General features: G+C 64.4%; 21 protein-coding genes and 1 tRNA gene. 9 read left to right on the top strand and 13 right to left on the bottom strand.

The genetic code is table 11. From position 1 onward, the window contains the following. Positions 1-12: 12 nt before the first annotated feature. The 8 genes from LCM4577_RS05770 to LCM4577_RS05735 form a co-directional block, all read right to left on the bottom strand. The gene (locus tag LCM4577_RS05770; RefSeq protein WP_071032887.1) at positions 13-957 is read right to left on the bottom strand and encodes a carbohydrate ABC transporter permease; all 945 of its coding nucleotides are present in this window, start codon (positions 955-957) and stop codon (positions 13-15) included. After that, positions 954-1,913, bottom strand: a complete 960-nt coding sequence (locus tag LCM4577_RS05765) for a carbohydrate ABC transporter permease (protein ID WP_071070143.1) — start codon at positions 1,911-1,913, stop codon at positions 954-956. The genes LCM4577_RS05770 and LCM4577_RS05765 overlap by 4 nt, the downstream gene beginning before the upstream one ends. A 125-nt stretch (positions 1,914-2,038) precedes the next feature. Continuing rightward, positions 2,039-3,292, bottom strand: coding sequence for an ABC transporter substrate-binding protein (locus tag LCM4577_RS05760; RefSeq protein WP_071070141.1), 1,254 nt, complete (start codon positions 3,290-3,292; stop codon positions 2,039-2,041). Between the two features lie 58 nt (positions 3,293-3,350). Continuing rightward, positions 3,351-4,862 (bottom strand): aldehyde dehydrogenase family protein, encoded by a 1,512-nt coding sequence (locus tag LCM4577_RS05755; RefSeq protein WP_071070140.1) that lies wholly within the window; start codon positions 4,860-4,862, stop codon positions 3,351-3,353. A 10-nt stretch (positions 4,863-4,872) separates the two neighbouring features. Further along, positions 4,873-5,649, bottom strand: a complete 777-nt coding sequence (locus tag LCM4577_RS05750) for an enoyl-CoA hydratase/isomerase family protein (RefSeq protein WP_071033157.1) — start codon at positions 5,647-5,649, stop codon at positions 4,873-4,875. Beyond that, positions 5,642-7,243, bottom strand: a complete 1,602-nt coding sequence (locus LCM4577_RS05745) for an acyl CoA:acetate/3-ketoacid CoA transferase (protein WP_071070138.1) — start codon at positions 7,241-7,243, stop codon at positions 5,642-5,644. The genes LCM4577_RS05750 and LCM4577_RS05745 overlap by 8 nt, the downstream gene beginning before the upstream one ends. Beyond that, positions 7,240-8,256, bottom strand: a complete 1,017-nt coding sequence (locus tag LCM4577_RS05740) for a Gfo/Idh/MocA family protein (protein ID WP_071032897.1) — start codon at positions 8,254-8,256, stop codon at positions 7,240-7,242. Before LCM4577_RS05740 ends, LCM4577_RS05745 begins: the two co-directional genes overlap by 4 nt. Beyond that, entirely contained in the window at positions 8,253-9,296 is a 1,044-nt protein-coding gene (locus LCM4577_RS05735; RefSeq protein WP_071032899.1) for a LacI family DNA-binding transcriptional regulator, read from the bottom strand. The genes LCM4577_RS05740 and LCM4577_RS05735 overlap by 4 nt, the downstream gene beginning before the upstream one ends. Before the next feature lie 245 nt (positions 9,297-9,541). Between LCM4577_RS05735 and LCM4577_RS05730 the strand changes: the two genes are divergently transcribed. The 3 genes from LCM4577_RS05730 to LCM4577_RS05720 all read left to right on the top strand — a co-directional run bounded on the left by LCM4577_RS05730 (position 9,542) and on the right by LCM4577_RS05720 (position 11,993). Beyond that, positions 9,542-10,696, top strand: coding sequence for a dihydrodipicolinate synthase family protein (locus LCM4577_RS05730; protein ID WP_071070136.1), 1,155 nt, complete (start codon positions 9,542-9,544; stop codon positions 10,694-10,696). Positions 10,697-10,907: 211 nt separating this feature from the next. Beyond that, positions 10,908-11,672, top strand: a complete 765-nt coding sequence (locus tag LCM4577_RS05725) for an SDR family NAD(P)-dependent oxidoreductase (RefSeq protein WP_071070134.1) — start codon at positions 10,908-10,910, stop codon at positions 11,670-11,672. Positions 11,673-11,699: 27 nt separating this feature from the next. Next, the gene (locus tag LCM4577_RS05720; RefSeq protein ID WP_071032903.1) at positions 11,700-11,993 is read left to right on the top strand and encodes a DUF1330 domain-containing protein; all 294 of its coding nucleotides are present in this window, start codon (positions 11,700-11,702) and stop codon (positions 11,991-11,993) included. A gap of 98 nt (positions 11,994-12,091) precedes the next feature. On the opposite strand, the gene LCM4577_RS05715 is transcribed toward LCM4577_RS05720, so the two are convergent. Together LCM4577_RS05715 and cpdR are read right to left on the bottom strand one after the other, a co-directional pair. After that, a tRNA-Val gene (locus LCM4577_RS05715) sits at positions 12,092-12,166 on the bottom strand. Between the two features lie 115 nt (positions 12,167-12,281). Next, complete coding sequence (cpdR, locus tag LCM4577_RS05710; protein ID WP_006199474.1) at positions 12,282-12,644, bottom strand: cell cycle two-component system response regulator CpdR; 363 nt, start codon at positions 12,642-12,644, stop codon at positions 12,282-12,284. Between the two features lie 150 nt (positions 12,645-12,794). Here cpdR and LCM4577_RS05705 point away from each other — a divergent pair, with 150 nt between their 5' ends. Together LCM4577_RS05705 and hisN are read left to right on the top strand one after the other, a co-directional pair. Beyond that, positions 12,795-13,751: an N-formylglutamate amidohydrolase gene (locus LCM4577_RS05705; protein ID WP_071070608.1), complete on the top strand. Its 957-nt coding sequence runs from the start codon at positions 12,795-12,797 to the stop codon at positions 13,749-13,751. A 357-nt stretch (positions 13,752-14,108) separates the two neighbouring features. Then, positions 14,109-14,882 (top strand): histidinol-phosphatase, encoded by a 774-nt coding sequence (gene hisN / locus LCM4577_RS05700; RefSeq protein ID WP_071070132.1) that lies wholly within the window; start codon positions 14,109-14,111, stop codon positions 14,880-14,882. Between the two features lie 105 nt (positions 14,883-14,987). Here the strand turns inward: hisN and LCM4577_RS05695 are convergent, their stop codons facing one another. Beyond that, the gene (locus tag LCM4577_RS05695; protein WP_071070130.1) at positions 14,988-15,944 is read right to left on the bottom strand and encodes an alpha/beta fold hydrolase; all 957 of its coding nucleotides are present in this window, start codon (positions 15,942-15,944) and stop codon (positions 14,988-14,990) included. 464 nt (positions 15,945-16,408) lie between these two features. On the opposite strand from LCM4577_RS05695, the gene LCM4577_RS05690 reads away from it, so the two are divergent. Together LCM4577_RS05690 and LCM4577_RS05685 are read left to right on the top strand one after the other, a co-directional pair. Beyond that, the gene (locus LCM4577_RS05690; protein ID WP_041004796.1) at positions 16,409-16,876 is read left to right on the top strand and encodes an Hsp20 family protein; all 468 of its coding nucleotides are present in this window, start codon (positions 16,409-16,411) and stop codon (positions 16,874-16,876) included. Between the two features lie 135 nt (positions 16,877-17,011). Then, entirely contained in the window at positions 17,012-17,764 is a 753-nt protein-coding gene (locus tag LCM4577_RS05685) for a sulfite exporter TauE/SafE family protein (protein ID WP_071032908.1), read from the top strand. On the opposite strand, the gene LCM4577_RS05680 is transcribed toward LCM4577_RS05685, so the two are convergent. Together LCM4577_RS05680 and LCM4577_RS05675 are read right to left on the bottom strand one after the other, a co-directional pair. Then, entirely contained in the window at positions 17,765-18,658 is an 894-nt protein-coding gene (locus LCM4577_RS05680; protein WP_071070128.1) for an MBL fold metallo-hydrolase, read from the bottom strand. It lies immediately after the preceding gene. Positions 18,659-18,668: 10 nt separating this feature from the next. Beyond that, on the bottom strand, positions 18,669-19,718 hold the full coding sequence (locus LCM4577_RS05675) for a low specificity L-threonine aldolase (protein ID WP_071033159.1): 1,050 nt from the start codon (positions 19,716-19,718) through the stop codon (positions 18,669-18,671). A gap of 489 nt (positions 19,719-20,207) precedes the next feature. On the opposite strand from LCM4577_RS05675, the gene gltB reads away from it, so the two are divergent. Next, entirely contained in the window at positions 20,208-24,944 is a 4,737-nt protein-coding gene (gene gltB, locus LCM4577_RS05670) for a glutamate synthase large subunit (RefSeq protein WP_071070125.1), read from the top strand. Between the two features lie 140 nt (positions 24,945-25,084). After that, positions 25,085-26,539: a glutamate synthase subunit beta gene (locus LCM4577_RS05665; protein ID WP_071070123.1), complete on the top strand. Its 1,455-nt coding sequence runs from the start codon at positions 25,085-25,087 to the stop codon at positions 26,537-26,539. Positions 26,540-26,552: the final 13 nt, after the last annotated feature.

The following is a 26,552-nucleotide window of genomic DNA, read 5'->3' as shown; positions in this document are numbered from 1 at the left end:
TTAAGAAAGGGGTCAGCCCTTGACCGCGCCGGCCATCAGCCCGCGCACGAAATAGCGGCCGGCGACGACATAGACGATCAGGGTGGGGAGCGCGGCGATCATCGCCGCAGCCATGTTGACGTTGTATTCGACGACGCCGGTCGAGGTGTTGACGACATTGTTCAGCGCCACCGTCATCGGCATCACGTCGCCGGTGCCGGCGTAAGCCGAGGCGAACAGGAAGTCGTTCCAGATGTTGGTGAACTGGTAGATGACGGTGACGACGAAGATCGGCATCGAGTTGGGCAGCATGATGCGGCGGAAGATCTGGAAGAAGGACGCGCCGTCGACCTGCGCCGCCTTGACCAGCTCGGTCGGGAAGGCCTCGTAATAGTTGCGGAAGAACAAGGTGGTGAAACCGAGGCCGTAGACCACATGGACGAAGACCAGGTTCACCGTCGAATTGCCGAGGCCGAAATTGAACCCGGTCGCGTTCTGCAGGGTGACGCCGAAACGGCCAAGGCTGCCGAGGATCGTCGCCATCGGCAACAGCACCGACTGGAACGGGATGAAGCAGGCGAACAGCATCATGGCGAAGACCAGCGTGTGGCCGCGGAAGCGCCATTTGGTCAGCACATAGCCGTTCAACGCGCCGAGCAGCGTCGAGATCAGCACCGCCGGAACCACCATCTTGATGGAATTCCAGAAATAGCCCTTGATGCCGGCGCAGGTCAGGCCGACGCAGGTTTCGCCCCAGGCCTTGAACCATGGCGCGATGGTTGGCGATTGCGGCAGTGCCAGCATGTTGCCGTTCTGGATCTCGTCCATGGTCTTGAACGAGGTGACCAGCATGACGAAGAGCGGCATCAGATAGAAGATAGCGAACAGCGCGAGCAGGCCATAGATGACGATGCGGTTGATCGTCCTGGCGCTGATGCCGCTCGAAGCCGGACGGGCAGGCGAGGTGACAGCGCTCATCGCGGCTTCTCCCTGAGTTCGGAATAGAGGTAAGGCACGATGATCGCGGTCAGCGTCATCAGCATGATCACCGCGCTCGCCGAGCCGACAGCCATCTCGTTGCGCTTGAAGGTGAACTCATACATGAAGTTGGAGGGCAGCCAGGCTGAGCCGCCGGGGCCGCCGCTGGTCAGCGCCACCACCAGGTCATAGGACTTGATGGCCAGATGCGCGAGCACGATGAAGGCCGACAGGAACACGGGCCGCAGCAGCGGGATGACGATGCGCCGGTAGAGCTGGAAGGTGGAAGCGCCGTCGATCTGCGCCGCCTTCATGATCTCGCCGTCGATGYCGCGCAGGCCGGCCAGGAACATCGCCATGATGAAGCCGGAAGCCTGCCAGACGCCGGCGATGACCACCGTGTAGATGACGAAATCCTTGTTCTTGATCCAGTCGAAATGGAAGCTCGTCCAGCCCCATTGATGCAGCGTCTGCTCCAGGCCGAGGCCAGGATCGAGGAACCACTTCCAGGCGACGCCGGTGACGATGAAGGAGAGCGCCATCGGGTAAAGGTAGATCGGCCTCAAGACGCCTTCGCCGCGGATCTTCTGGTCGAGCAGGATGGCCAGGAACAGGCCGAGCGCCAGGCAGATCAGGATATAGAGAAAGCCGAAAATGCCCATGTTGGTGATCGAGGTGTACCAGCTCGACGGCGGGTCGCTCTCGAAGGTCCAGCGCCACAGCCGCTGATAGGCGCGGGCGCCGGTGATGTCGTAGGACGGGAAGGTCTTGGAATTGGTGAAGGACAGATAGATCGTCCATAGAATGAAGCCGTAGACGAAGACGATCGTCGCCGCGAAGCTCGGCGCCAACACGATCTTCGGCAGCAGGTCCTGCAGCCGCGAACGGACCGTCGCGCCGGGACGGGCGTCGTGCTCCGGTGTCAGCTTGATCTGGGTTTCGGCAACTGTGCTCATCGGCTCATCCAGTACCGGCTGGTCGGAAACGGCCCGGCGCCAGAACGCACCAGGGTCTTTCCCGCACCGTTTATCGACAGGAGACCTCCCCCGCCGGAGCGGGGGAGACCTGGTTCAAGTGAACCTTACTTGGCGTCGTCGATCGCCTTGACCAGCTCGGTCACGGCCTCGTCGGAGGTCTTGATCTGACCATGGACGAACTTCGACACGACATCCTTGTAGGCGTTGGCGACGGCCGGCGGGGCGCCATAGCCCTGGGCCAGCGAGCCGAACAGCGTGCCGCCCTCATTGGCCTTCTTCAGGTCGGCGATGCCCTTCTTGCCGCAAGCGTCGAAGTCGGTGTCCGGCACGTCGGTGCGGGCCGGAACCGAACCCTTCACCACGTTGAAGGCCGACTGGAAGCTCTTCGACAAAGTGGCGGTGGCAAGCGCGACCTGGGCGGCCTTGCGGTCGTCCGGAACGTTGAACATGCCGAACATGTCGGAGTTGTAGATCACCGAGCCGTCGGTGCCCGGGAAGCGGTAGCACAGGAAGTCGGTGCCCGGGGTCTTGTTGGBGGCGTGGAACTCGCCCTTGGCCCAGTCGCCCATGACCTGAACCAGCGCGTCGCCCTTGATGACCATGGCGGTGGCGAGGTTCCAGTCGCGGCCCGAGAAGTTCGGATCGACATAGGTGACGAGCTTGGCGAGGTTGTCGAACGACTTCTTCATCGTGTCGGACTTGAGCGACTCTTCATCGAGGTCGTTCATCGCCTTCTTGTAGAACTCCGGCCCGCCGGTCGACAGCACGACGGAGTCGAACATGGTGGCTTCCTGCCAGTTCTGGCCGCCCAGAGCGAGCGGGATGACGCCGGCCGCCTTGGCCTTGTCGAGCAATGCCACGAAGTCGTCGAAGGTCTTCGGCTCGGTGCCGCCGATCTTGTCCATCACCGCCTTGTTGATCCACAGCCAGTTGACGGAGTGGACGTTGACCGGAGCAGCAACCCACTTGCCGTCATAGACGGAGAACTTCTGCAGGGCGGCCGGAACCGACTTGTCCCAGCCTTCCTTCTTGGCGGTCTCGGTCAGGTCGCCCATGACGCCGGCGGCGGCATAGTCGAGCACGGTGTAGCCGAGCATCTGCGAGGCGGTCGGGTAGTTGCCGGCCGCGACCATTGCCTTCAGCGCGGTCATGGCGGCGTCGCCGCCGCCGCCGGCCACCGGCACGTCCTTCCAGGCATAGCCTTCCTTGGCCAGATCCTGCTTCAGCACGTTGAGAGCAGCCGCTTCGCCGCCCGACGTCCACCAATGCAGCATCTGCACTTCCTTGACGTCCGCGGCATGCGCCGAGAACGCAAAGCTCGTCGCAAGAGCCGTTCCGATAAAGAGTTTGCGCAACATGTACTACCTCCCTTGTTGCATACGCATAACCGGCGGGTGTCCGCCGGGGTCTCCCAACTCAGCCGACCCACCAACCGGTGCGCTGGCCGCGATGAAACTGGATCGTCTTTTCCTCGGTATAGTCCTCGACGGCGCGTTTGCCGAGTTCGCGTCCCAGACCGGACTGCTTGTAGCCGCCGAAGGGCAGTTCGGGATAACCTTCCATGAACGTATTCACCCAAACCGTCCCCGAACGCACACCGCGCGCCACCGACATGCATGTGTCGACGCCGGCGCTCCACACCCCTGCAGACAGACCATAGGGCGTGTTGTTGGCAATGTGCAATGCCTTTTCAATCGTTTCAAAAGTGAGCACGGACAGCACCGGCCCGAACACTTCCTCGCGGGCGATCGCCATGTCCTCTGTAACGTTGCGGATGATGGTCGGATCGAGATATTGCCCGGCATTGGATGCAAGCCGGGCGCCGCCGGTGAAAACGTCGCCGCCATCGGTTTTCGCCGCCGTTACATAGCCGGCTACCTTTTCCATATGATCGGCCGAGATCATCGCGCCGACCTTGGTGCGGTCGTCGAGCGGATCGCCGACGCGGACCTCCCGGGCCAGCGCCTTGACCGCGTTCAGGAAGTCGTCGGCGATCGCCTCGTGCACGATCAGGCGGCTGCCGGCGTTGCAGCATTCGCCGGCGTTGAAGAAGCCGCCGAACACGGCGGCATCGGCCGCCGCCTTGAGGTCGGCGTCGGGGAAGACGATCTGGCCGTTCTTGCCGCCGAGCTCCATCGAGACCTTCTTCAGCGAATTGGACGCCGTCGCCATGGTCATCTTGCCGACGCGGGTCGAGCCGGTGAAGGATACCATCTCGACCAGCGGGTGGCTGACCATCGGCGCGCCGACATCGGCGCCGAAGCCGGCGAGGATGTTGACGACGCCGGCCGGCAAGCCGGCTTCGAGCAGGATATCGCCGAGCACGAAGGTCGAGGCCGAGGTCATCTCGCTCGGCTTGACCACGGCAGTGCAGCCGGCGGCGAGCGCGAAGGGCAGCTTCTGGCTGACGATCAGGAACGGAAAATTCCACGGTGTGATGATCGAGACGACGCCGATCGGCTCGCGCAGCACGACGCCCAGCATATCGTCGCCCAGGTTGGCGTAACTCTCGCCATGCAACGTGCGGGCAAGCGAAGCTGCATAGCGCCAGATGTCGATCGCACCGCCGATCTCGCCACGCGCCTGGGCGATCGGCTTGCCGGATTCCAGTGCGTCGAGGCGGGCGATCTCTTCCAGCCGGGTCTCGATCAGGTCGGCGGTCTTGAGCAGCACCGCCGCGCGTTCCGACGCCTTCATGCGCGGCCACGGACCGGTCTCGAAAGCCTTGTGCGCGGCCTGTATCGCCGCCTCGACCTCAGCCGCGCCCGCTTGCGCATAACGGGACACGACGAAGCCGTGACCTGGGCTGGCGCGCTCGATGCTGCGGCCGTCACGGGCATCGATATGCTTGCCGTCGACCAGCAGCTTATAGGCCTTCGGCGCCTGGGACGCTTCGGCCGGCATGGCAATGTTGAGCGGTGCGTTCATCTTGTCTTCTCTAGGATCTCGAAAAGGCCGGCTTCTGCTTGGCCTTGAAGGCGTCGACGCCGGCTTTGAGGTCACCCGTCAGCGCGATGAAGCCGCTGGCCAGCGCCTCGGTCGCGGCGGCATCTTCCTCGCCCTCGGCAACGCCAATCATCAGCTTGGCGGCTTCGGTCGCGAGCGGGCCGCGCTCGGCGATCTTCTCGGCCCAGGCCCTGGCTTCGTCGAAGGCCTTGCCGGTTTCAACCAGCCGGTCGACGATCCCGTGCGCGAGGGCATCGGCCGCCAGGAAAACCTCGCCGCCAATCGCCATGCGGCGCACGCTCTGTGCTCCGAAGCGGCGCACGGCGCGCTGTGTGCCCGACCAGCCCGGCACCACGCCGATCGAGGTTTCGGGGAAGCCGAGTTTTATCTGCGCCTCGGCGACGCGGAAGTCGCAAGCCGCGGCCAGTTCCAGTCCGCCGCCCAGCGCATGGCCCGAAAGCACCGCGATGGTCGGTTGCCGGAGCCGGGCCAGCCGGTCGAAGACGCGGTGGCCGTAACGTACCCATTGCACCTGGAAATCGGCGGCGCTCATCGCGCCCCAGGCTTCGACGTCGCCGCCGGCGCAGAAGCCCTTGCCTTCACCGCGCATCAGCACGACGCGGACGCCCTCGGCCAGTTCCGCTTCGTCGAGCGCGGCTTCCAGCGCGCGCAGCATCGGAATGTCGAGGGCGTTGAATTTTTCCGGACGGCGCAGCGTGACGATGCCGACGGCGCCGTCCCTTTCGAAGGTGACGAGACGCTCAGCCATGTGCACCTCCGAGCGAGGCGCCGCCGTTGAGCGACAGGCCGATCGGCCGATCCTGGTAGAGCGACGCAGGTGTGACCTTGAGGTCATTCGCGACGCCAAGCGGAATCTCGGCCTGCGCCAGCACATCGCGTTCGAGGTCGACGCCGGGCGCCAGCTCCGTCACCATCAACCCGTCCGGCGTCAGCTTCATCACGCAGCGCTCGGTGACATAGGTGATGTCCTGCCCTTGCGCGACGGCGCGTTTTCCAGAGAAGGAGATGTGCTCGACCTCCTCGACGATCTTCTTGACCTTGCCTTCCTGGTCGATGCGGATCGCGCCGTTGGCCAGGGAAAGCTTGGCGCCGGCATTGAAGAAACCGGAGAAGACGATCTTCTTCGCCCGCGCGGTGATGTCGACGAAGCCGCCGGCGCCGGCCGTCACATGCGGCCGCGCCGAAAGCTTGGAGACGTTGACCGAGCCGTGGCGGTCGATCTGCAGGAAGGAGAGCAGCGAGGCATCGAAGCCGCCAGCCTGGAAATAGATGAACTGGTGCGGCGAAGGCATGATCGCCTCGGCGTTCGAGGCGCAGCCGAATTTGAAGTCGAGCAGCGGCACGCCGCCGACCGCGCCCTGCTCGATCACCCAGGTGACCTTGCCGTGCTGGCCTTCCTCCAGAAGGATGCGCGGCACGTTGGCCGAGATGCCGAAGCCGATGTTGACGGCCATGCCATCGCGCAATTCCATGGCGACGCGGCGTGCGATCACCTTCTGGATGTTCATCTCGGGCGTGCGGAAGGTCGACAGCGGCCGGAAGATCTCGCCCGAGATCGCCGGATCGTAAGGCGTCTGGGTCGTCTGCAACTGGTCGGGCGCCACCACGATGTGGTCGACCAGCACGCCCGGCACGCGCACGTCATGCGGCTTCAGCGTGCCGTTCTCGACGACGCGCTTGACCTGCGCGATGACGATGCCGCCATTGTTGCGTGCCGCCAGCGCCTGTTCCAGGCCGCCGAGATAGGCGCCCTCATGCTCGTAGGTGAGGTTGCCGCGCTCGTCGGCCGTGGTGGCGCGGATGATCGAGATGTTCGGCACGATGGCGCGAAAATAGAGCCATTCCTCGCCATCGAACTGTTGGACCGAGACGATCGGCTCGCTGGCCGCGGCGTTCATGGCGCAGCCCTGGTGGCGCGGATCGGCGAAGGTGTCGAGGCCGACCTTGGTCAGCACGCCCGGCCGCTTGGCGGCGGCCTCGCGATGCATGTCGAAGAGGATGCCTGAGGGAACGTTGTAGGCAGCGACGGAATTGTCGCCGATCATCTTCCAGATCTGCGGCGGTTCGGAGGAAGAGGGGCCGGACGGATAGGAGCCGCAAAGGGTGCGCTTCAACAGGCCGGGCTTGGCGAGATGGTCGATGCCCTTGATGCCGTACATGTCGCCGGCGGCGATCGGGTGCAGCGTGGTGATCGCCTTCGGATGGCCTTCCGCGTCGAAACGCTCGCCGATCGCGGCAAGCACGGCGTCGGGGCAGCCGAGGCCGCTCGACGACGACACCGAGACGACCATGCCGTCCTTGATGAGGCCGGCGGCATGGGCCGCCGAGACGAGCTTGCTCACGCGAGGCTCCCGAGTTGCGGGTCGATAGCGACGGCCTTGCCGGTCTTCGACGATTGAAGCGCTGCTTCGGCGGAAGCCAGCGACCAGATGCCGTCCTCGCCGGTGGCGGCAGGCTGGCCCTCGCCGCGGATCGCGGCATGGAACTGGCGGACCGAGCGGGTGTAGAGGTCCTCGCGATCGAAATTCAGCTCCTCCTCGCCCTTCGCGGTGCGCAGCAGCACCGAGCCGACCGGCTTCTGCGTCATCACATTGGCGGCGATCAGCGAGCCTTCCGAGCCATGCACTTCGAAGCCGGTGCCGGCGAATTTCGTGGTGAAGCCCTCATGCGATTGCGCGATGACTCCCGACTGGAAGCGCCAGATGCACATGGCGCCGTCCTCCAGGCCGCTCCCGGCCATGCCGGCCGACTGCGTGAAAGCCGAAATCTCGACCGGGTCGTCGCCAAGCACGAAGCGCAGCGTGTCGGCATCGTGCACGGTGATGTCGAGCACCACGCCGCCGCCGGCTTCCGGCTTGGTGACGCGCCAGCCCTGCAGGTTCTCCGGCAGGAAGACGGAATGGAAGACGCGCGCCGCGATCGGCTTGCCGATGCGGCCGGCGGCAATCGCCTCGCGCATGGCGCGATGCGCGCCGGCATTGCGCAGATGATGGTTGGTGCCGAAGACGATGCCGGCGGCTTTCGCGGCGACGACCAGCTTGCGCGCATCGGCGCTGGTCAGCGCCAGCGGCTTTTCGCACAGCACATGCTTGCCGGCCTTGATCGCGGCAAGGCCCTGCTCGAGGTGCAATTCGTTGGTGGTCGAGATGTAGACGGCGTCGATGTCCGAGCTGAGCAGTGCGTCGAGGGACGAGACGGCACGTGCAATGCGGTTTTCCCCCGCGTAAGCCTTGGCCCGTTCCGCGCTGGAGCTCATCACGGCAACGACGTCGCCATCGTCCTGGGCGCGAATGGCATCGATCATGAACTGTCTGGCGATCGTGCTGGCGCCGATCAATCCCCATCGCACGCTCATGCCGCGTCTCCCACTTGGCTGTTGCGGTCCGGACCGCTGCTTTCCCGCACGACCAGGCTGACGGCGCCGATATGGTCCTCGGCCCGCGTGGTGCGCGACTGGATCATCTTCAGCATGACGTGCGCCGCGCGCTCGCCGAGGCCCGCGGTGTCGACGGCAACGCTGGTGAGCGCCGGGCTGTAGTGCTCGGCCTCGGCGACATCGTCGAAGCCGACGACGGCAAAGTCCGCCCCCGCCTCGAGGCCGCGTTTGCGCAGCGCCAGCATGGCGCCGAAGGCAACCGCGTCGTTGAAGCAAAGCGCCGCCGTCGGTGGCTGCGCCGCGGCAAGCGCCGTCTCCAGGCAGGCCATGCCGCCCTTGCGGCTGGTCTCGCCCTCGACAATCAGCCGGTCGGAGGCGGGAATGCCGAGCGTTTCGCAGGCTTCAAGGAACCCGCCCAGTCGCTCATGGTAGACGACAAGATCGGACGAGCCGCCGAAGAAGGCCAGGCGGCGATGGCCCTTGCGGATCAGATGCTCGGTGGCGATAAAGGCGCCGCGATGGTTGTCCGGCGCGATCACCGGAATGCGGCTTTCGGGCAGCCGGCGCATGGTGAAGACGATCGGCACGCCGGCCGCCTCGATGCGGCGGAAGGCGCCCGGCGTGGTGCCGCGCGCCGGCGAGACGATGAGGCCGGCGACACCCTGTTCCATCAGCGACTTCAGCACCTCTTCCTGGCGCACCGGGTTTTCAGCCGTGTTGGCGATGAAGGGCACGACGCCCGCCGCCTGGAAGACGCGCTCCATGCCGACGGCAAGCTCGGCGAAGAAGGGGTTGGTGAGATCGTTGATCACCATGCCGATGACGTTGGAATGGGCCTTGCGCAGATTGGCGGCGCCGCGGTTGTAGACATAGCCGACATCCTCGATCGCCCTGCGCACCTTGGTCGCGGTTTCGGGCCGGATCAGCCCGCTGCCCTGCAGCACGAGCGACACCGTCGATTTGGACACGCCGGCCTCGCGGGCGATGTCCAGGATCGTCGCCTTGGCCCGGCTGGCCATCCTCGTTCCATCCTCCGCATCTTTGAGCAAATTTATTGGAACGTTCTAATCATCGATCCAAATTAGAGTCAATCATGATTCCCTATTTGGATTCGAAAAATTGATTGGAGCGGTTCAAAACCCCCGCTAATGCAAGCATTCCTCTACAGAGGTGCTATGCCGCGCCGACGCGGACGCCTTGAATCATAAAGCTTCTTGATTTATTGGAACGTTCCATTTATAGCGACCCGCAACGGGAGAGTTCCATGCACATTACCTTGCCTGCGGCAAACGGCGACCGGGTCAGCTATCGGCTCGTAGGCAAACCGGTCGAGCCAAACAAGAGCGCGCGTTTTTCGCGCATCGCCTATGCCGCCGCCCATGTCGTTGCCGATCCCATCGCCATGACCAACCCCTCGTCGCGGCCGGCGGTCGACTGGGACAGGACCATGGCGTTCCGCCATCATCTGTGGCGGCTCGGCTTCCGCATCGCCGAGGCCATGGACACGTCCCAACGCGGCATGGGTTTCGACTGGGCGAGCGCCAGGGAACTGATCCGGCGCTCGATAGCGGAGGCCAAAACGGTGCCGGGCGCCGACCTCGCTTCGGGGGCGGGAACCGATCACCTGGCGCCTGCGGCGGCCAAGACGCTCGACGACGTCATCGGCGCCTATGAAGACCAATTCGCCTTCATCGAAGGCGAAGGCGGCAAGGCGATCATGATGGCAAGCCGCGCGCTGGCGGCGGTGGCAAAGGGACCGGACGACTATGCCCGCGTCTATGACCGGATGCTCTCACAGGCATCAGGCAAGGTGATCCTGCACTGGCTGGGCGACATGTTCGATCCGGCGCYCAAGGGTTATTGGGGCAGCAACGATTTCGATACGGCGCTCGACACGGTCGTCGCTATCATCGAGCGGCATGCGGAGAAGGTCGAGGGCATCAAGATATCGCTGCTCGACGCGGAGAAGGAGGTGCTGCTGCGCGACCGGCTGCCCGAGGGCGTCGTGATGTTCACCGGCGACGATTTCAATTATCCCGAGCTGATCGCCGGCGACGGCAGGCGGCATTCGCATGCTCTGCTCGGCATCTTCGACGCCATCGCCCCGGTGGCCAACGCCGCGCTGGCGAAGTTGGCGGAGGGCGACAAGGCCGGTTACGACGCGCTGATGGCGCCGACCGTGCCGCTGTCGCGCAAGATCTTCGAAGCGCCGACCGAATACTACAAGGCCGGCATCGTCTTCATGGCCTGGCTGAACGGGCATCAGGACCATTTCACCATGGTCGGCGGCATGCAGTCGGCGCGCGGCATATGCCACTACGCGGACGTCTTCCGGCTCTCCGACCAGGCCGGCCTGCTGGCCGACCCCGATCTTGCCATCGCACGGATGAAGACCCTGCTGGCGATGGCGGGCATCTAAGCTAAAGCGCGTCGCGATCTTTCAGATTCGCTCCTTGCGCTTTAGGCTTTTGATTTTGCGCATGTCTTTGCCCCGAAACCGGTTCCCACTTTCGGGAGACATGCTTTAGACCTATGGCGGCTTGCTTCCTGGCATAGCCCCTGTTTGGTTTCTCAATCTACAAGGTTGGGACAGGACGCGCTCCGCGCCCTCGTGATCCGCAGGTGAGCACATGGAAGTTCCCGGCTTGAAGGGGCGGGTAGCGGTCATTACCGCGGCCGGCCAGAACATCGGCAAGGCCGTCGCCCTGGYGTTTGCCCGAGCGGGGGCGCACATCGTCATAACCGGCGGCAGCGACGCGGCCAAGATCGAGGCCGTCGCCGGCGAGGCGCGGTCCCTTGGCGTGGAGGCGATCGCATCCGTCTGCGACGGCACCGACGAGGCCGCCATGAACGCCTTGATCGGCAGGGCGGTCGCGGAACTCGGCCGCGTCGACATCGCGGTGTCCTGCGTCGGGATAAGACCGCACCAGCCGATCGACGAGATCACTCTTCGGGACTGGCAGAAAGTGATCGACACCAATCTCGGATCGGCTTTCATCCTGACCCAGGCGGTGCTTCCGCACATGCGCCGAAGAAAGTTCGGGCGCCTGCTCTACATGGCGGGGACGGATGCCCTCTTCCCGTTGGCGAACAGGGCGCATGTCGTCGCCGCCAAGCACGGCATGCACGGCCTGGYGAAAGCCGTGGCGCTGGAATGCGGACCGGACGGGGTGACCGCCAACAGCATCGCGCCTGGATGGCTGGACACCGACAGGAATGCGGCGTGGTATCCCGATCTTGCGGAAACCTACGAGCATGTGAAAGCCACGGTGCCGCTAAGGACGTTGGGGACCGCCGAGGACGTCGCCAATGCCTGCCTCTATCTCGCATCCGACATGGGCAAGTTCGTCACCGGACATTTGTTGCACGTCAACGGCGGTGAGTTCATGGTGTAGACGGCAATCATCAGGGAGCGCTTCAGCGTGAAGGGATACTGGCTCATCGTCGGAACCGAGATTTCGGATCAGGAGGCGCAGGCCGAGTACGGCCGGCTCTGGAAGCCGATCGGCGAAAAATACCAGGCACGAACCAACACGACGAAACAGCCGCCCCTGCTCGTCGAGGCGCGCGATGCCAAGCGCATGGTCCTGGTGGAATTCCCGTCGCTGGAGATCGCCAAGGCCTGCTATGCCGACCCGGCCTATGAGGAAGCCATGCGCTTCGCGCTCAAGGCGTCGAATCGTACGCTGGTGATGTTCGAAGGGAATCTTGGATAGCCATCGGCATAGGGCCGCTGGAGAACCGCCGAACTCATCGATTCGGGGACGGCCATCGCCGTGCGCGGACCAGTCGTCTGCTTAAGTTATTGGAAGGATGGTGGGCGTGACAAGGATTGAACTTGTGACCCCTGCAATGTCAATGCAGTGCTCTCCCGCTGAGCTACACGCCCATCCGACGCCGCGCATACACCACTTTTGATCCGGCGCGTCAATAGCGGGAATGTGGAAAGACGGCTTCCGTTTGTCGCATCGAGGAGATCCCTGCCGATGCGAGCCTTGCAGGCCTCAGGCGGCCTGCAGCATCTTCTCGACCTCGTTGACGAGATCGCGCAGGTGGAAGGGCTTCGACAGAACCTTGGCGTCCTTGGGCGCCTTGGAATCGGGATTGAGCGCGACCGCGGCAAAGCCGGTGATGAACATAACCTTGAGGTCCGGATCGATCTCGGTGGCGCGGCGGGCAAGTTCGATGCCGTCCATTTCGGGCATGACGATGTCGGTCAAAAGCAGCGAAAAAGGTTCCTCGCGCAGCCGCTCATAGGCGCTCGCGCCATTGTCGAAATCGCTTACCTGGTAGCCGGCGCGTTCCAGCGCCTTGACGAGGAAGCGGCGCATATCGTCATCGTCTTCCGCCAGCAGAATGCGTGCCATCATATCCCGTCCGAATCACCCGCCCMAAGCCTGCCGCCGGGCAAGGCCGTTAACCATCCTGTATATGAGGTGGAGCCGGTAAACATCAAGTGAATGAAGGGCATCCAACATTCGGTTCGGAGCACGGTTTCACGGTCTGAAATGCTGGACATGCCGGACGCAAGGTGGCAAGTTTTGCGTCATGATGCAGTGCTTCATCCTGGTTCGTACAAATTGAAGACGGCAGCCGAGGATTTTTCGGTCGTTCCACCCTTCGAAATCCGATCGGGCGCCGAACAGCGCGTCCCTTTCCTGTTCAACTCGCCGCATAGCGGCCGCCACTATCCGGAGCGCTTCCTGGCCATGGCGCGGCTCGACCGCAACGCCATCCGCCGGTCGGAGGACTGCTATGTCGAGGAGCTCTTCGGCGGCGCCGTGCCGCTCGGCGCGCCGCTCTTGGCGGCGAACTTTCCGCGCGCCTATCTCGACGTCAACCRCGAGCCGTGGGAGCTCGATCCGCGCATGTTCGCGGAGCCGGTGCCGTCCTTCTGCAACATCCGCTCGGCGCGGGTCGCCGGCGGGCTGGGCACGGTGCCGAAACTGGTCGGCGAGGGGCTCGATATCTATCCCAGCCGGCTGCCTTTGGCGGAGGCGGTGGGGCGCATCGAAGCGGTGTACAAACCTTATCACGAGACGCTGAAGCGGCTGCTCACGAGGACGCATGCCAGGTTCGGCTATGCCGTGCTCATCGACTGCCATTCGATGCCGGCCTCGATTCGCGTCGGCGACAACGGCGTGCGGCCCGACTTCATCATCGGCGACCGGTTCGGCATCTCGGCCTCGCCGGCGCTCACCGAAATGGCGATCAGCCTGCTTGTCGGCATGGGCTACACGGTCGCGCACAACAAGCCCTACGCCGGAGGCTTCATCACCGAGCACTATGGCAGGCCGGCGCGGCATCTGCATGCGCTGCAGATCGAGGTCAATCGCGGGCTTTACATGGACGAGCGGACATTCCAGAAATCGGCCGGCTTCGACGCCTTGGCCGACGACCTGACCCGCTTCTCGGCCGACCTGATGTCGATGCCCGACCATCATTTCGTCGATTTGCCGCTCGCGGCGGAGTGACGGCGTGGTCGGCGCGCCGCGTTCTTTACAAACGCAATTCCGAACGGAAAAACGCTTCGCGCTTTTCCTGGAATTGCTCGAAAAAAAGACCGCATCGTTTTCACGACACGGTCGAAGTCTAGGGAGGAAACGCCCAAGGAGGGCATGGACAGGATAACCTGTCCGACGACAAAATTATTGTGCGTCGCACAAATGTCAATCGACAGCAGGGTTTTTTAATTCAATATGATGTGGAAATTCCGCTTCGGCGGTTCAGATGTGGCATTCGGGCAACAGAAAGCGGGCGGCTGACCGGTCTTCAGAGCGCCTGTTCTGCGAGAGAGAGCGGCTGGCAAGAGCCGCGATGGGGAGAGCGACTTGGATATCAGCACCGATTTCATGCGGCGCATCGCGCATGCCGCCGCCGCGGAAACCTTGCCGCGCTTCCGCAGCCAGGGGGCGGTCGCCAACAAGGAGTCGGGAAGCTTCGACCCGGTCACCGAGGCCGATCGCGAGGCCGAGCGCGCGATCCGGGCGCTGATCTCTTCCGAATATCCCGAGCACGGCATCCTCGGCGAAGAGCACGGCAGCCAGAACCTCACCAGCCGGCATGTCTGGGTGATCGACCCGATCGACGGCACCCGCGCTTTCATTTCCGGCATTCCGGTCTGGGGAACGCTGGTCGGGCTGACCGTCGACGGCGATGCGGTCGCCGGCATGATGTCGCAGCCTTTCACCGGCGAACTGTTCTACGCCAACGCGTCCGGGTCGCACTATGAAGGGCCGGGCGGACCGCGCAGGCTCGCGACGCGCAAGACCACCGAACTCGCGCAAGCGACGCTGTTCACGACCACGCCGGCCCTGTTCAAGGGCGATGCGCGCAAGCGCTACGATCAGTTCGAAACAAAAGTCCAGCTCGCCCGCTACGGCACCGATTGCTATGCCTTCGCCATGCTGGCTGCCGGCAGCGTCGACATTGTCACCGATCCGGGCCTGAAGCCCTACGACATCGTGGCGCTGATCCCGATCATCGAAAAGGCAGGCGGCGTCATCACCACTTTCGAAGGCGGACCGGCCGAAAACGGCGGCGACATATTGGCGGCCGCGACGCCGGAACTGCACGCGGCGGCGATGGCGGCGCTGCGCGACTAGAGCGTTTCACCGTTTCACGGAAACGGCGAACCGCTCTATCTTCTTGTTTTTACGCAATTCCGGACGGAAAAGCTCACATTTTTTCCTGGAATTGCTCTAAGCCGATCAGGGCGCGTCGCCGGTGCCGGGAATGAAGGCGTCGAAAGCGGCGAGCAGCTGCTCGCGGTAGATGTCCTTCTCCTGCAGGATCTCGTGCTCGGCGCCGTCGATCATCAACAGCGAGCCGACGCGCAGTTTCCGGGCATAGGCTTCCACCGCCCTGGTCGAGACCACCCGGTCGGCGCCGGCGGCGACGATCAGCATCGGCACCTTGACCCTTGCCATGAAATCCGGATCGCTGACGGCTTGCGCGGCAGCGGCCGCCGCCTTCAGCCAGCGGACGGTCGGGCCGCCGAGCGCCAGCTGCGGCCAGGCCTCGTAGATGCCGACATTGCGCCGGTAGCGCTGCGGGTCCGAGGTCACCTTGTTCACCTCGAAAGGCGGCGGCACTTTCGGCCGCGGACCGAGCGCGGCGTAGAGCCAGCCGAGGCCCAGCGCGCAGAAGATCGCGCAGACGCGCCGCACCGTGGCGATCGAGACCGGCAGGTCCGGCACCTCCAGAAAAGGCGCCAACAGCACCATGCGCCGCACCCGGTTGACCATGGACGGCGAGGCAAGCAGCGCAATCACCGCCCCGGTCGAGTGGGCGAGGATGTAATAGGGGCCGCGGCAGTCGGGCAGCACGATCTCCTCGAAAAATTGCTCGAGGTCGCGCGTATAGTCGCGGAAGCTGCGGACATAGCCGCGCTGGCGGTCGCGCAGCAGGCGGCTGGAATCGCCCTGGCCGCGCCAGTCGAGGATGGCGACGCCGAAGCCGCGATCGGCGAGGTCGCGGATGGTCTCGAAATATTTCTCGATGCACTCGTTGCGCCCGGTCAGCAGAACCACCGTGCCCTGGAGCGGACGGGCGACGGCGGCGAAGACGCCGTAGCGGATCTTCTTGCCGTCACGCGTGGTGAAGAACCCGCCCGCGGCATTCTGCGGCGCGGGGTTGTCCTCGGTCAGATGGAAAAGATCCGTCATTCGGCGTGTCGTTGGTTGCTCTTTGCCCGGACGGGCGAGGCGTCGGCATGGTGATAGACGGCCAGCCGGCAAAAGCAAAGCGTTGCGAGGATCCGCGCGGTCGGCAACTTCCAAAGGGAAGGCCGGAAGTGCCTGCGGCGCACTTCCGGCCTCTGTCGATCCGGGAGGAAGGGACGTTGCACCCGGTTCGGCCTCGTCGCGGCGCGGGGAAAGGCGCCGCTTGTCTGTCACGTTGGTCAAAGCCTAGCGCTGAATGACTGAACGGATGCCGAAGCGGTGGTTCATCCACCATTCATCAACGTGGCCACATTGCGACGCGAAGAAAACCTTGAAATGGCTTTTTGAGCTTCCCAAATGAGGGATGCGGCCGCCGATTATCGGGGTCGCTGGCCTATCCGGAACGCCTTTCGAGGGTTTCGCACCGGGTCACACGCAAACCATGTTGCTCAACAGGAGAACACCTTATGCGTCACGTTGATTTTTCCCCGCTTTATCGTTCGACCGTCGGCTTCGACCGGCTGTTCACCATGCTCGACTCGCTCGGCCAGCCCGAGACCGCGCAGACCTACCCGCCCTATAACATCGAGCGCACCGGCGAGAACGCCTATCGCATCTCGATGGCCGTTGCCGGCTTCTCGGAAGACGAGATCTCGATCGAAGCCCACCGCAACGTGCTGACCGTCAAGGGCGAGCGCAAGGACGAGAACAACAGCGAGGGTTCGGAGCTGCTTTATCGCGGCATCGCCTCAAGGTCCTTCGAGCGCCGCTTCCAGCTCGCCGACCACGTCGAAGTGGAAGGCGCCACGCTGAAGAACGGCCTGCTCTTCGTCGACCTCAAGCGCAACATTCCCGAGGAGCTGAAGCCGCGCAAGATCGCGATCACCTCGTCCTCGGACAAGGCCAAGCAGATCGAGGCCAAGGCCGCCGCGTAATCGGCGGACTGCATCACAGACAACGTCTCCCTCCCGAGACGGAAGCGGCGCCGCGAGGCGCCGCTTTTTATTGTGCCATCGGCAACGAGCCTCTCTGGCTCTTTTGAAGCATGCAGTGGCGGATCATGAAGGACCATGTCCGATTTTTCCCTGTTGCCGGCACTCACCGTCGCAATCACTTTCCTGCTCGCCGGTGTGGTCAAGGGTGTGACCGGCATGGGCCTGCCGACGCTGGCGATGGGTCTCTTGGGCACGATCATGCCGCCCGTGACAGCCGCTTCGCTGCTCATCGTCCCGTCCTTCGTCACCAATGTCTGGCAGCTTTTCGCCGGGCCGAGCTTTTCCGCGATCCTGCGCCGGCTCTGGCTGATGATGGCCGGCATTCTGGCAGGCACGATCATCGGCGCCCGGCTGCTCGCCAGCGACAACGTCAAATGGACGACAGCCGGCCTCGGCGTGGCGCTCATTCTTTACGCTGTCTACACATTGCTGGCGCGGCAGCCGTCGGTACCGGTGAGGACAGAGCGCTGGTCCTCGCCGGCCGTGGGCTTCCTCACCGGCCTGGTCACCGGCGGCACCGGCGTCTTCGTGGTGCCTGCCGTCCCCTATATCCAGGCGCTGGGTTTCAGCCGCGACGATCTCATCCAGGCGCTCGGTCTTTCCTTCACCGTGTCGACGATCGCCCTGGCGCTGGGTCTCGCCTCGCATGGCGCGTTCGACGCCGGACATCTGGCGATGTCCTCGCTTGCCGTGCTGCCGGCCTTGCTCGGCATGTGGCTGGGGCAAGTGCTGCGCCAGAAAATCAGCCCGGCGACCTTCCGCCGCTGGTTCCTGATTTTTCTGATCCTGCTCGGCGCCGAGCTGTTGCTGCGGCCTTTCCTGGCTTAGCTATCGGCTCTTTGCCGCCACGACAGCCGCGACATTCTGCCRGTGAACGGCTTCGTATGGCGCGAAATATTCGGCTGCCGTCGCGGCAAACATGTCGGCGCCGAAAGTTTTCAGATCCTGCCTTGCCAGGTCAGGGTCATGCGGGCAGGCGAGCAGCTTGCGAATATAGGCCTCAGTCGCCGCGATGAGGCTTCTGTCATAGCCGCCCGCTTCGATCGCCTCGAAGGAACCGTGGTTGGGCAGGATTCGGTCGAACTGCCAACCGGACATGCGGTCGAGGTCGACCAGATGTTCGGCAAGGCGTTCCGGTTCCGAGACATAGGTGACGGAGTCTTCCAGCGTGTCGCCAGCCAGCAGCAGGCCGGCGTCGGGCATCAGCAGCACCGTGCCGTCATGGCTGTGGATTTCGACCTGGCGCAGTTCGATCGGGATCGCTCCCACCGCAAGGCTGAGGCTGTCCTCGAACATCCTGTTGGGTAGGACGAGCGGCTTGATCGGCGGATTTCCGCCCTCGATCTCGGCGCGGCCCCGTTCGAGCGCCGAGGCAGTGAGGCGGTTGGCGATGATCTCGCAATCCTGGAACACTTCGTTGCCGGCGATATGGTCGTCATGCCAGTGGCTGAGCACGACGCATATCGAGGTCACGCCCATCTCTTCGAGGGTTCGCCGGATGAAGCGGGCATGCGGCAGCGATATGTGCGTGTCGTAGACAAGCGCCTGCGACCCGTCGACGATCGCATAGGTGCAGATGCCGAGCGTATAAGCGCCGTCGTCGAGCCAGTTCGGTTCGTCCGACCAGATGCGGATGCCGTCGACGCGGCCGTCATAGAAGCCAATCACATTCGGCGCCGGGCGGACCAGCCGCATCGTCGAGCCGAGGAGCGGCCTGGTCATGGCGGGGACCTCAGGCGAGCAGTTGACCGAGGCGGTCGATTTCTTCCGTCGTGGTCGCGAAGCTGGCGACGAAGCGGTAGATCGCTTCCTTGTCGCCGAGATGGCCGTCGAAACCCTGCGGAACGCCCCATTCGTAGAATTTGGCGCCGGCCGCCTGCAGCTTGTCGGCGGTTTCGCGGGCGAGGATGGCGAACACCTCATTGGCCTGCGGCAGCCAGGCGAGCCTGCCTGCCGGCGCGTCCTCGATGGTCTCGGCCAGATGCGCAGCCATCTGATTGGCGTGTCCGGCCATCCGCAGCCACAAATCGTCGGTCAAATAGGCCTCGAACTGGGCCGAGATGAAGCGGGCCTTGGAGAAGGTCTGTCCGGCGCGCTGGCGTAGCAGGCGCAGGTCCTTGCCGACATCGGGATTGAGGATCACCACCGCGTCGGCCATCCAGCAGCCGTTCTTGGTGCCGCCGAAGGAGATGAGGTCGACGCCGCTCTTCCAGGTCATTTCGGCCGGGCTGACGCCGGTCGCCGCAATCGCATTGGCAAAGCGCGCGCCATCCATGTGCAGCGGCAGCTTGTGGCGGCGGCTGACCTCGGCGATCGCCTTGACGTCGTCGACGCTGTACACCGTGCCGACCTCGGTCGCCTGGGTGACGGTGACCGCCATCGGCTGGCCGGCCGGAGCAAGGTCCTGCGAGTAGCGCTTGATGGCGCGGTCAAGAAGCTCCGGGTTCACGCGTCCAAGCGGTCCGGGCACCGGCGCCGTGCGCGCGCCGCCGGTGTAGGAACCCATCGCGCCGAACTCGTCGACATTCATATGCGCTTCGGAATGGCAGAGCGCGATGCCGCCGATGCGGTTCAACGCAGCCATCGAAAGCGCGTTGGCCGCGGTGCCGGTCGCGACGAAGAAGACCTGCACCTCGCGCTCGAAAATCTCGCTGAAGCGGCGGTAGACGGCGCGGTCCAGATCGCCGTCGCCATAGGCGGTGGCGACGCCGGCGGCATGGCGCGACAGGTTGGCCGAGATGTCGGGGTGGACGCCCGCCCAGTTGTCGGAGGCAAAGAACATCGAGAGGTCCATATCGTGATTGGCAAAAGCGGCGGGACTTGACCGCTTCGGCGGTCGAAGCGCAAGGGCCAATCGCCGGCAAAGCGGTGAAGCCAGCGCGTCGCCCCGAAGGCCGGACCAAAGCTTGCGTTTCCAGCGCTCGTCACGAAATTTTGTGTCGCGGCGCGCCCAAGTTTTTTGTGAATCGGTCTTGTGCAGGTCCCCGATTTCTGCCATAAAAAATTTAGGACAGTAGTGCTGTCTTATTTTGTCGCACAAAACAGGCTGGACTGGCGTATCATCGCTGCCATTCCGGCCATTGTCGCGAGCGGCGGGTAGACGGCCCGACTCTGACCTGTACGATACCGGATGCGAACCGGGCGTATGGCCGTATGGTTCGATGGATTTCGCGAGACGTGCAGCAAGATGAAGGGGAAGCATTCTCGCTTCCCAAGGCAAACCAGCGCCCTGAGATCGTCGGGGCCAAGGTGGAGAACGGAGGATAGGACGATGACGGAACTGACGCCATCTGCGATCAACGGCCAGGCCGCGCAGACGAAAGCGGCAGCCGTTAAACATACCGTCCTGACCAAAGAGCTGCGAACCACCAACGGCCCTGCCGCCCAGGGCCTCTACGATCCGCGCAACGAGCATGACGCCTGCGGCGTCGGCTTCATCGCCAACATGAAGGGCGTGAAGTCGCACGGGATCGTCGAGGACGGTCTGGCGATGCTGGAAAACCTCACCCATCGCGGCGCCGTCGGCGCCGACCCGCTGGTCGGCGATGGCGCCGGCGTGCTGGTGCAGATTCCGGACGCTTTCTTCCGCGAGGAAATGGCGGCCAGGGGCGTCGAGCTGCCGCCGGCCGGCCAATATGGCGTCGGCCACTGGTTCATGCCGCAGGACGCGGCACTGCGCGCCCATATCGAAGAGATCATCGCCGAATCGGCGCAGTCGGAAGGGCTGCCGCTCCTCGGCTTCCGCGACGTGCCGGTCGACAATTCGTCGCTGTCGAAGGCGCCGGATATCGTCGCCTCCGAACCGTTCCACCGGCAGGTGTTCATCGGGCGCACGGCCGACATCCCGGACGACGAGGAATATGAGGCGCGGCTTTATCTGCTGCGCAAGGTGATCTCGGGCCGTATCTATGCCGAGAACGACAATAAGGATGTCGGCGCCTATTGCGTGTCGCTGTCGGCGCGCACCATCGTCTACAAGGGCATGTTCCTGGCCTACCAGGTCGGCGCCTATTACAAGGACCTCAAGGATCCGCGCTTCGAGACGGCGCTGATCCTCGTGCACCAGCGCTTCTCGACCAACACCTTCCCATCGTGGAAGCTGGCGCATCCCTACCGCATGGTCGCGCACAATGGGGAGATCAACACGGTGCGCGGCAACAACAACTGGATGGCGGCGCGCCAGGCGTCGGTCGATTCCGAGCTGTTCGGCAACAACATCTCGAAGCTCTGGCCGATCTCCTATGAGGGCCAGTCGGACACGGCGTGCTTCGACAACGCGCTCGAGTTCCTGTTCCAGGGCGGCTATTCGCTCACCCACGCCATGATGATGCTGATCCCGGAAGCCTGGGCCGGCAACAAGCTCATGGACGCCGACCGCAAGGCTTTCTACGAGTACCATGCGGCGCTTATGGAGCCGTGGGACGGGCCTGCGGCGGTGGTGTTCACCGACGGCCGCCAGATCGGCGCCACGCTCGACCGCAACGGCCTGCGCCCGGCGCGCTATATCGTCACCGACGACGACCGCGTCATCATGGCGTCGGAAGCCGGCGCGCTGCCGGTGCCGGAGGAAAAGATCGTGCAGAAGTGGCGGCTGCAGCCCGGCCGCATGCTGTTGATCGACCTCGCCAAGGGCCGCATCGTCTCCGACGAGGAGATCAAGTCGGAGATCGCGACCAGGCACCCCTACAAGACCTGGCTCGCCAACACGCAGCTCATCCTGGAGGATTTGAAGCCGGTCGAGCCGCGCGCGCTGCGCAAGGATGTCAGCCTGCTCGATCGTCAGCAGTCCTTCGGCTACACGCAGGAAGACACCAAGCTCCTGATGGCGCCGATGGCCACCACCGGCCAGGAAGCGGTGGGTTCGATGGGCACCGACACGCCGATCTCGGCGATGTCGGACAAGTCGAAGCTGCTCTACACCTATTTCAAGCAGAACTTCGCCCAGGTCACCAATCCGCCGATCGATCCGATCCGCGAGGAGCTGGTGATGAGCCTGGTGTCGTTCATCGGGCCGCGGCCGAACATCTTCGACCTGGTCGGCACGTCGCGCCGCAAGCGGCTCGAAGTGCGCCAGCCGATCCTGACCAATGGCGATCTGGAGAAGATCCGCTCGATCGGCCACACCGAGGACCGTTTCGACACCAAGACGATCGACATCACCTACGGCTCGAACGAGGGCGCGGCCGGCATGCAGGGCGCCATCGACCGGCTCTGCGAACGGGCGGAGGCGGCGGTCGCGGGCGGCTACAACATCATCATCCTGTCCGACCGCCAGGTCGGTCCGGACCGCATCGCCATTCCCTCGCTGCTGGCGACGGCGGCGGTGCACCATCACCTGATCCGCAAGGGCCTGCGCACGGCGGTCGGCCTCGTCGTGGAATCCGGCGAGCCGCGCGAAGTGCATCACTTCTGCTGCCTCGCCGGCTACGGCGCCGAGGCGATCAACCCTTATCTCGCCTTCGACACGCTGCTCGACATGCACAAGCGCGGCGAGCTGCCGGCAGAGGTCGACGAATACGAGGTGGTCTCGCGCTACATCAAGTCGATCGGAAAGGGCATCCTCAAGGTGATGTCCAAGATGGGCATCTCGACCTATCAGTCCTATTGCGGCGCGCAGATCTTCGACGCGATCGGGCTGAAGTCCGATTTCGTCGAGAAGTATTTCACCGGCACGGCGACGCTGATCGAAGGCGTCGGCCTGGACGAGATCGCCACCGAGACGCTCAGCCGCCACAGCGATGCCTTCGGCAGCGATCCGGTGTTGCGCAATAGCCTCGAGGTCGGCGGCGAGTACATGTTCCGCATGCGCGGCGAGGCGCATATGTGGTCGCCCGACGCGGTCGCCAGCCTGCAGCACGCCGTGCGGCAGGGCTCCTGGGACACGTTCAAGGAGTATTCGGCGCAGATCGACAGCGCCACAGCCAGGGCGCAGACCATCCGCGGCCTGTTCAAGATCAGAACAGCCGAGGAAACCGGCCGCAAGAAGGTCGCGATCGACGACGTCATGCCGGCGGCCGAGATCGTCAAGCGTTTTTCGACCGGGGCGATGTCGTTCGGCTCGATCTCCAGGGAAGCGCACACCACGCTGGCGCGCGCCATGAACGCCATCGGCGGCAAGTCGAACACCGGCGAGGGCGGCGAAGAGGCCGACCGCTATCTGCCGCTGCCCGGCGGCGGCAAGAATCCGGAACGCTCGGCGATCAAGCAGGTCGCCTCGGGGCGGTTCGGCGTCACGGCGGAATATCTGGTCAACTCCGACGTCATGCAGATCAAGGTCGCGCAAGGCGCCAAGCCCGGCGAGGGCGGCCAGCTGCCTGGGCACAAGGTCGACGCCACCATCGCCAAGGTCAGGCACTCGACGCCCGGCGTCGGCTTGATCTCGCCGCCGCCGCATCACGACATCTATTCGATCGAGGATCTGGCGCAGTTGATCTACGACCTGAAGAACGTCAATCCGGCGGCCGACGTCTCGGTCAAGCTGGTGTCGGAAGTCGGCGTCGGCACAGTCGCGGCGGGCGTCGCCAAGGCGCGCGCCGACCACATCACCATCTCGGGCTATGACGGCGGCACCGGCGCTTCGCCGCTGACCTCGCTCAAGCATGCCGGCAGCCCGTGGGAAATGGGCCTCGCCGAGACGCATCAGACGCTGGTGCTCAACGGCTTGCGTTCGCGCGTCGCGCTGCAGGTCGATGGCGGCCTGCGCACCGGGCGCGACGTCATCATCGGCGCGCTGCTCGGCGCCGACGAGTTCGGCTTCTCGACCGCGCCGCTGATCGCGGCCGGCTGCATCATGATGCGCAAGTGCCATCTCAACACCTGCCCCGTCGGCGTGGCGACGCAGGATCCGGTGCTGCGCAAGCGCTTCAAGGGCACGCCCGAGCACGTCATCAACTTCTTCTTCTATGTGGCGGAAGAGGTGCGGGCGCTGCTTGCCGAAATGGGCTACACCCATCTCGACCAGATCATCGGCGACAGCGATCTCCTGGAAAAGCGCGACGTGATCCAGCACTGGAAGGCGCGCGGGCTCGACTTCTCGAAGATGTTTTACAAGCCCGACGCGCCGCACGAGGCGCTGCACTGGACCGAACGGCAGAAGCATCCGATCGACGACGTGCTCGACCGCAAGCTGATCGAGCTGGCGAAGCCCGCGCTCGAAGCCAAGCAGCCCGTCACCATCGAGCTGCCGATCCGCAATGTCGACCGCTCTACCGGCGCCATGCTGTCGGGCGAGGTCGCCAAGCGCTTCAAGCACAAGGGCCTGCGCGAGGATACGATCACCGTCAAGCTCACCGGCACCGCCGGCCAGTCCTTCGGCGCGTTCCTGGCGCGCGGCGTCTCCTTCGAACTGGTCGGCGCCGGCAACGACTATGTCGGCAAGGGTCTGTCGGGGGGCCGCATCGTCATCCGCCCGCCGGAGGAAGCCAAGATCGTCGCCGCTGAATCGATCATCGTCGGCAACACGGTGCTTTACGGCGCCACCGAGGGCGAGGCTTATTTCGCCGGCGTCGCCGGCGAGCGCTTCGCCGTGCGCAATTCCGGCGTGGCCGCCGTCGTCGAAGGCGTCGGCGACCATGGCTGCGAGTACATGACCGGCGGCATCGTCGTCGTGCTCGGCAAGACCGGACGCAACTTCGCGGCCGGTATGTCGGGCGGCGTCGCCTATGTGCTGGACGAGAAGGGCGATTTCGCCGAGCGCTGCAACATGGCGATGGTCGAACTCGAGCCGGTCCCGGAAGAGGACGACCTGATGGAGAAACTGCTCCATCACGGCGGCGACCTCGACCACAAGGGTCGCGTCGACGTCTCGGGCGACATGACCAGCCATGACGAGGAACGGCTCTACCAGCTGATCTCGAACCACGTGCATTTCACCGGTTCGGTGCGTGGCCGCGAGATCCTGGACGACTGGCAGAACTTCCGGCCGAAATTCCGAAAAATCATGCCGGTGGAATACCGCCGCGCGCTGATCGAGATGGAACGCATGCGCATGAGCGTGGCGGCGGAATAAGCGTTGGGCAGGCCGGAGAGATGGTCACCGGCCGCCATCCTCACCAACAATCCTGACCCCGGACTTCGGTTGCCCTGGCGGCCTTATGGGGTTAACGGGTGCGCTGCAAAAGCGTGCCTTCGGACAGCAGGGACTGGACTATGGGCAAGGTAACAGGCTTTCTCGAGATCGACCGGCAGGTGCACAAGTACCAGCCGGCTTCCGACCGCATCCGGCATTTCCGCGAATTCACGCTGCCGATGTCGGACAAGGAGGTCGAGAAACAGGCCGCGCGCTGCATGGATTGCGGCATCCCGTATTGCCATGGACCGACGGGCTGCCCGATCCACAACCAGATCCCGGATTGGAACGACCTCGTCTACAATGGCGACTGGGACAGCGCGATCCGCAACCTGCATTCGACAAACAATTTCCCGGAGTTCACCGGCCGCATCTGCCCGGCGCCTTGCGAGGAAGCCTGCACACTGAACCTCGAGGACATTCCGGTCGCCATCAAGACGGTCGAGCAAGCGATCGCCGACAAGGCCTACGAGACCGGCCACATCCGGCCCTATCCGCCGGAAAAGAAGACGGGCAAGCGTGTCGCCGTCATCGGCTCCGGCCCGGCCGGCATGGCGGCGGCTCAGCAGCTCGGCCGCGCCGGCCATGACGTGCATGTCTATGAGCGCGAGAGCCGGCCCGGCGGGCTGATGCGCTACGGCATCCCCGACTTCAAGATCGAGAAGCACTATATCGACCGGCGCATCGAGCAGATGCAGGGCGAGGGCGTCACCTTCCATTGCGGCGTCAATGTCGGCGTCGACATGAAGGTGGCCGATCTCATCGAGGAGTTCGACGCGGTGCTCTATTGCGGCGGCTCCGAGACGCCGCGCCCGGCCGGTATTCCGGGCAGCGACCTCAGCGGCGTCTATGACGCCATGCCCTATCTCGTGCAGCAGAACCGCCGCGTCGGCGGCGAGCCGATTCAATCGGTGGCCTGGCCTTCACACCCGATCATCGCCGGCGGCCAGCATGTCGTCGTGGTTGGCGGCGGCGACACCGCGTCCGACTGCATCGGCACCGCCTTCCGCCAGGGCGCGGTGCGCGTGACCCAGCTCGACATCCGCCCGCAGCCGCCGGAGAAGGAAGACAAGCTCGCGGTCTGGCCCTATTGGGCGACGAAGATGCGCACGTCCTCCTCGCAAGCGGAGGGGGCCGAGCGCGAATTCCAGGTGGCGACGCTCGAATTCATCGGCGAGGACGGCCAACTGACGGGTGTGCGCTGCTGCGAGGTCGACGACAAGCGCAAGCCGATCCCCGGCACGGAGTTCGTCATCCGCGCCGATCTCGCCTTCATCGCCATCGGCTTTGCTGGTCCGGCGAGCGACAGCCTGATGAAAGAGCTCGACGGCAAGATCAAGGTCGTCACCGACAGCCGCCGCTCCAGGAATGTCGAGGCGAACGACCGCGACTACAAGACCAGCGTCGACAAGCTCTACGCGGCGGGCGACGTGCGCCGCGGCCAGTCGCTGGTGGTGTGGGCGATTCGCGAGGGTCGCCAGGCGGCGCGCTCGATCGACGAGGCGCTGATGGGATCGACGGTGCTGCCGCGCTGAAGCGGCGATCCAT

Source organism: Mesorhizobium sp. LCM 4577, from assembly GCF_001854795.2.
Classification (GTDB): domain Bacteria; phylum Pseudomonadota; class Alphaproteobacteria; order Rhizobiales; family Rhizobiaceae; genus Mesorhizobium; species Mesorhizobium plurifarium.
Note: the sequence above shows the minus strand (reverse complement) of the source record. Positions and strands in the feature narration are given on the sequence as shown.

What these genes read in the sequence shown, in the direction of transcription:
- LCM4577_RS05770 (WP_071032887.1), bottom strand. Translation starts at nt 957, where the DNA reads ATGAGCGCTGTCACCTCGCCTGCCCGTCCGGCTTCGAGCGGCATCAGC.
- LCM4577_RS05755 (WP_071070140.1), bottom strand. Translation starts at nt 4,862, where the DNA reads ATGAACGCACCGCTCAACATTGCCATGCCGGCCGAAGCGTCCCAGGCG.
- LCM4577_RS05750 (WP_071033157.1), bottom strand. Translation starts at nt 5,649, where the DNA reads ATGGCTGAGCGTCTCGTCACCTTCGAAAGGGACGGCGCCGTCGGCATC.
- LCM4577_RS05740 (WP_071032897.1), bottom strand. Translation starts at nt 8,256, where the DNA reads ATGAGCGTGCGATGGGGATTGATCGGCGCCAGCACGATCGCCAGACAG.
- LCM4577_RS05735 (WP_071032899.1), bottom strand. Translation starts at nt 9,296, where the DNA reads ATGGCCAGCCGGGCCAAGGCGACGATCCTGGACATCGCCCGCGAGGCC.
- cpdR (WP_006199474.1), bottom strand. Translation starts at nt 12,644, where the DNA reads ATGGCACGCATTCTGCTGGCGGAAGACGATGACGATATGCGCCGCTTC.
- LCM4577_RS05695 (WP_071070130.1), bottom strand. Translation starts at nt 15,944, where the DNA reads ATGACGGATCTTTTCCATCTGACCGAGGACAACCCCGCGCCGCAGAAT.
- LCM4577_RS05690 (WP_041004796.1), top strand. Translation starts at nt 16,409, where the DNA reads ATGCGTCACGTTGATTTTTCCCCGCTTTATCGTTCGACCGTCGGCTTC.
- LCM4577_RS05685 (WP_071032908.1), top strand. Translation starts at nt 17,012, where the DNA reads ATGTCCGATTTTTCCCTGTTGCCGGCACTCACCGTCGCAATCACTTTC.
- LCM4577_RS05675 (WP_071033159.1), bottom strand. Translation starts at nt 19,718, where the DNA reads ATGTTCTTTGCCTCCGACAACTGGGCGGGCGTCCACCCCGACATCTCG.
- gltB (WP_071070125.1), top strand. Translation starts at nt 20,208, where the DNA reads ATGACGGAACTGACGCCATCTGCGATCAACGGCCAGGCCGCGCAGACG.
- LCM4577_RS05665 (WP_071070123.1), top strand. Translation starts at nt 25,085, where the DNA reads ATGGGCAAGGTAACAGGCTTTCTCGAGATCGACCGGCAGGTGCACAAG.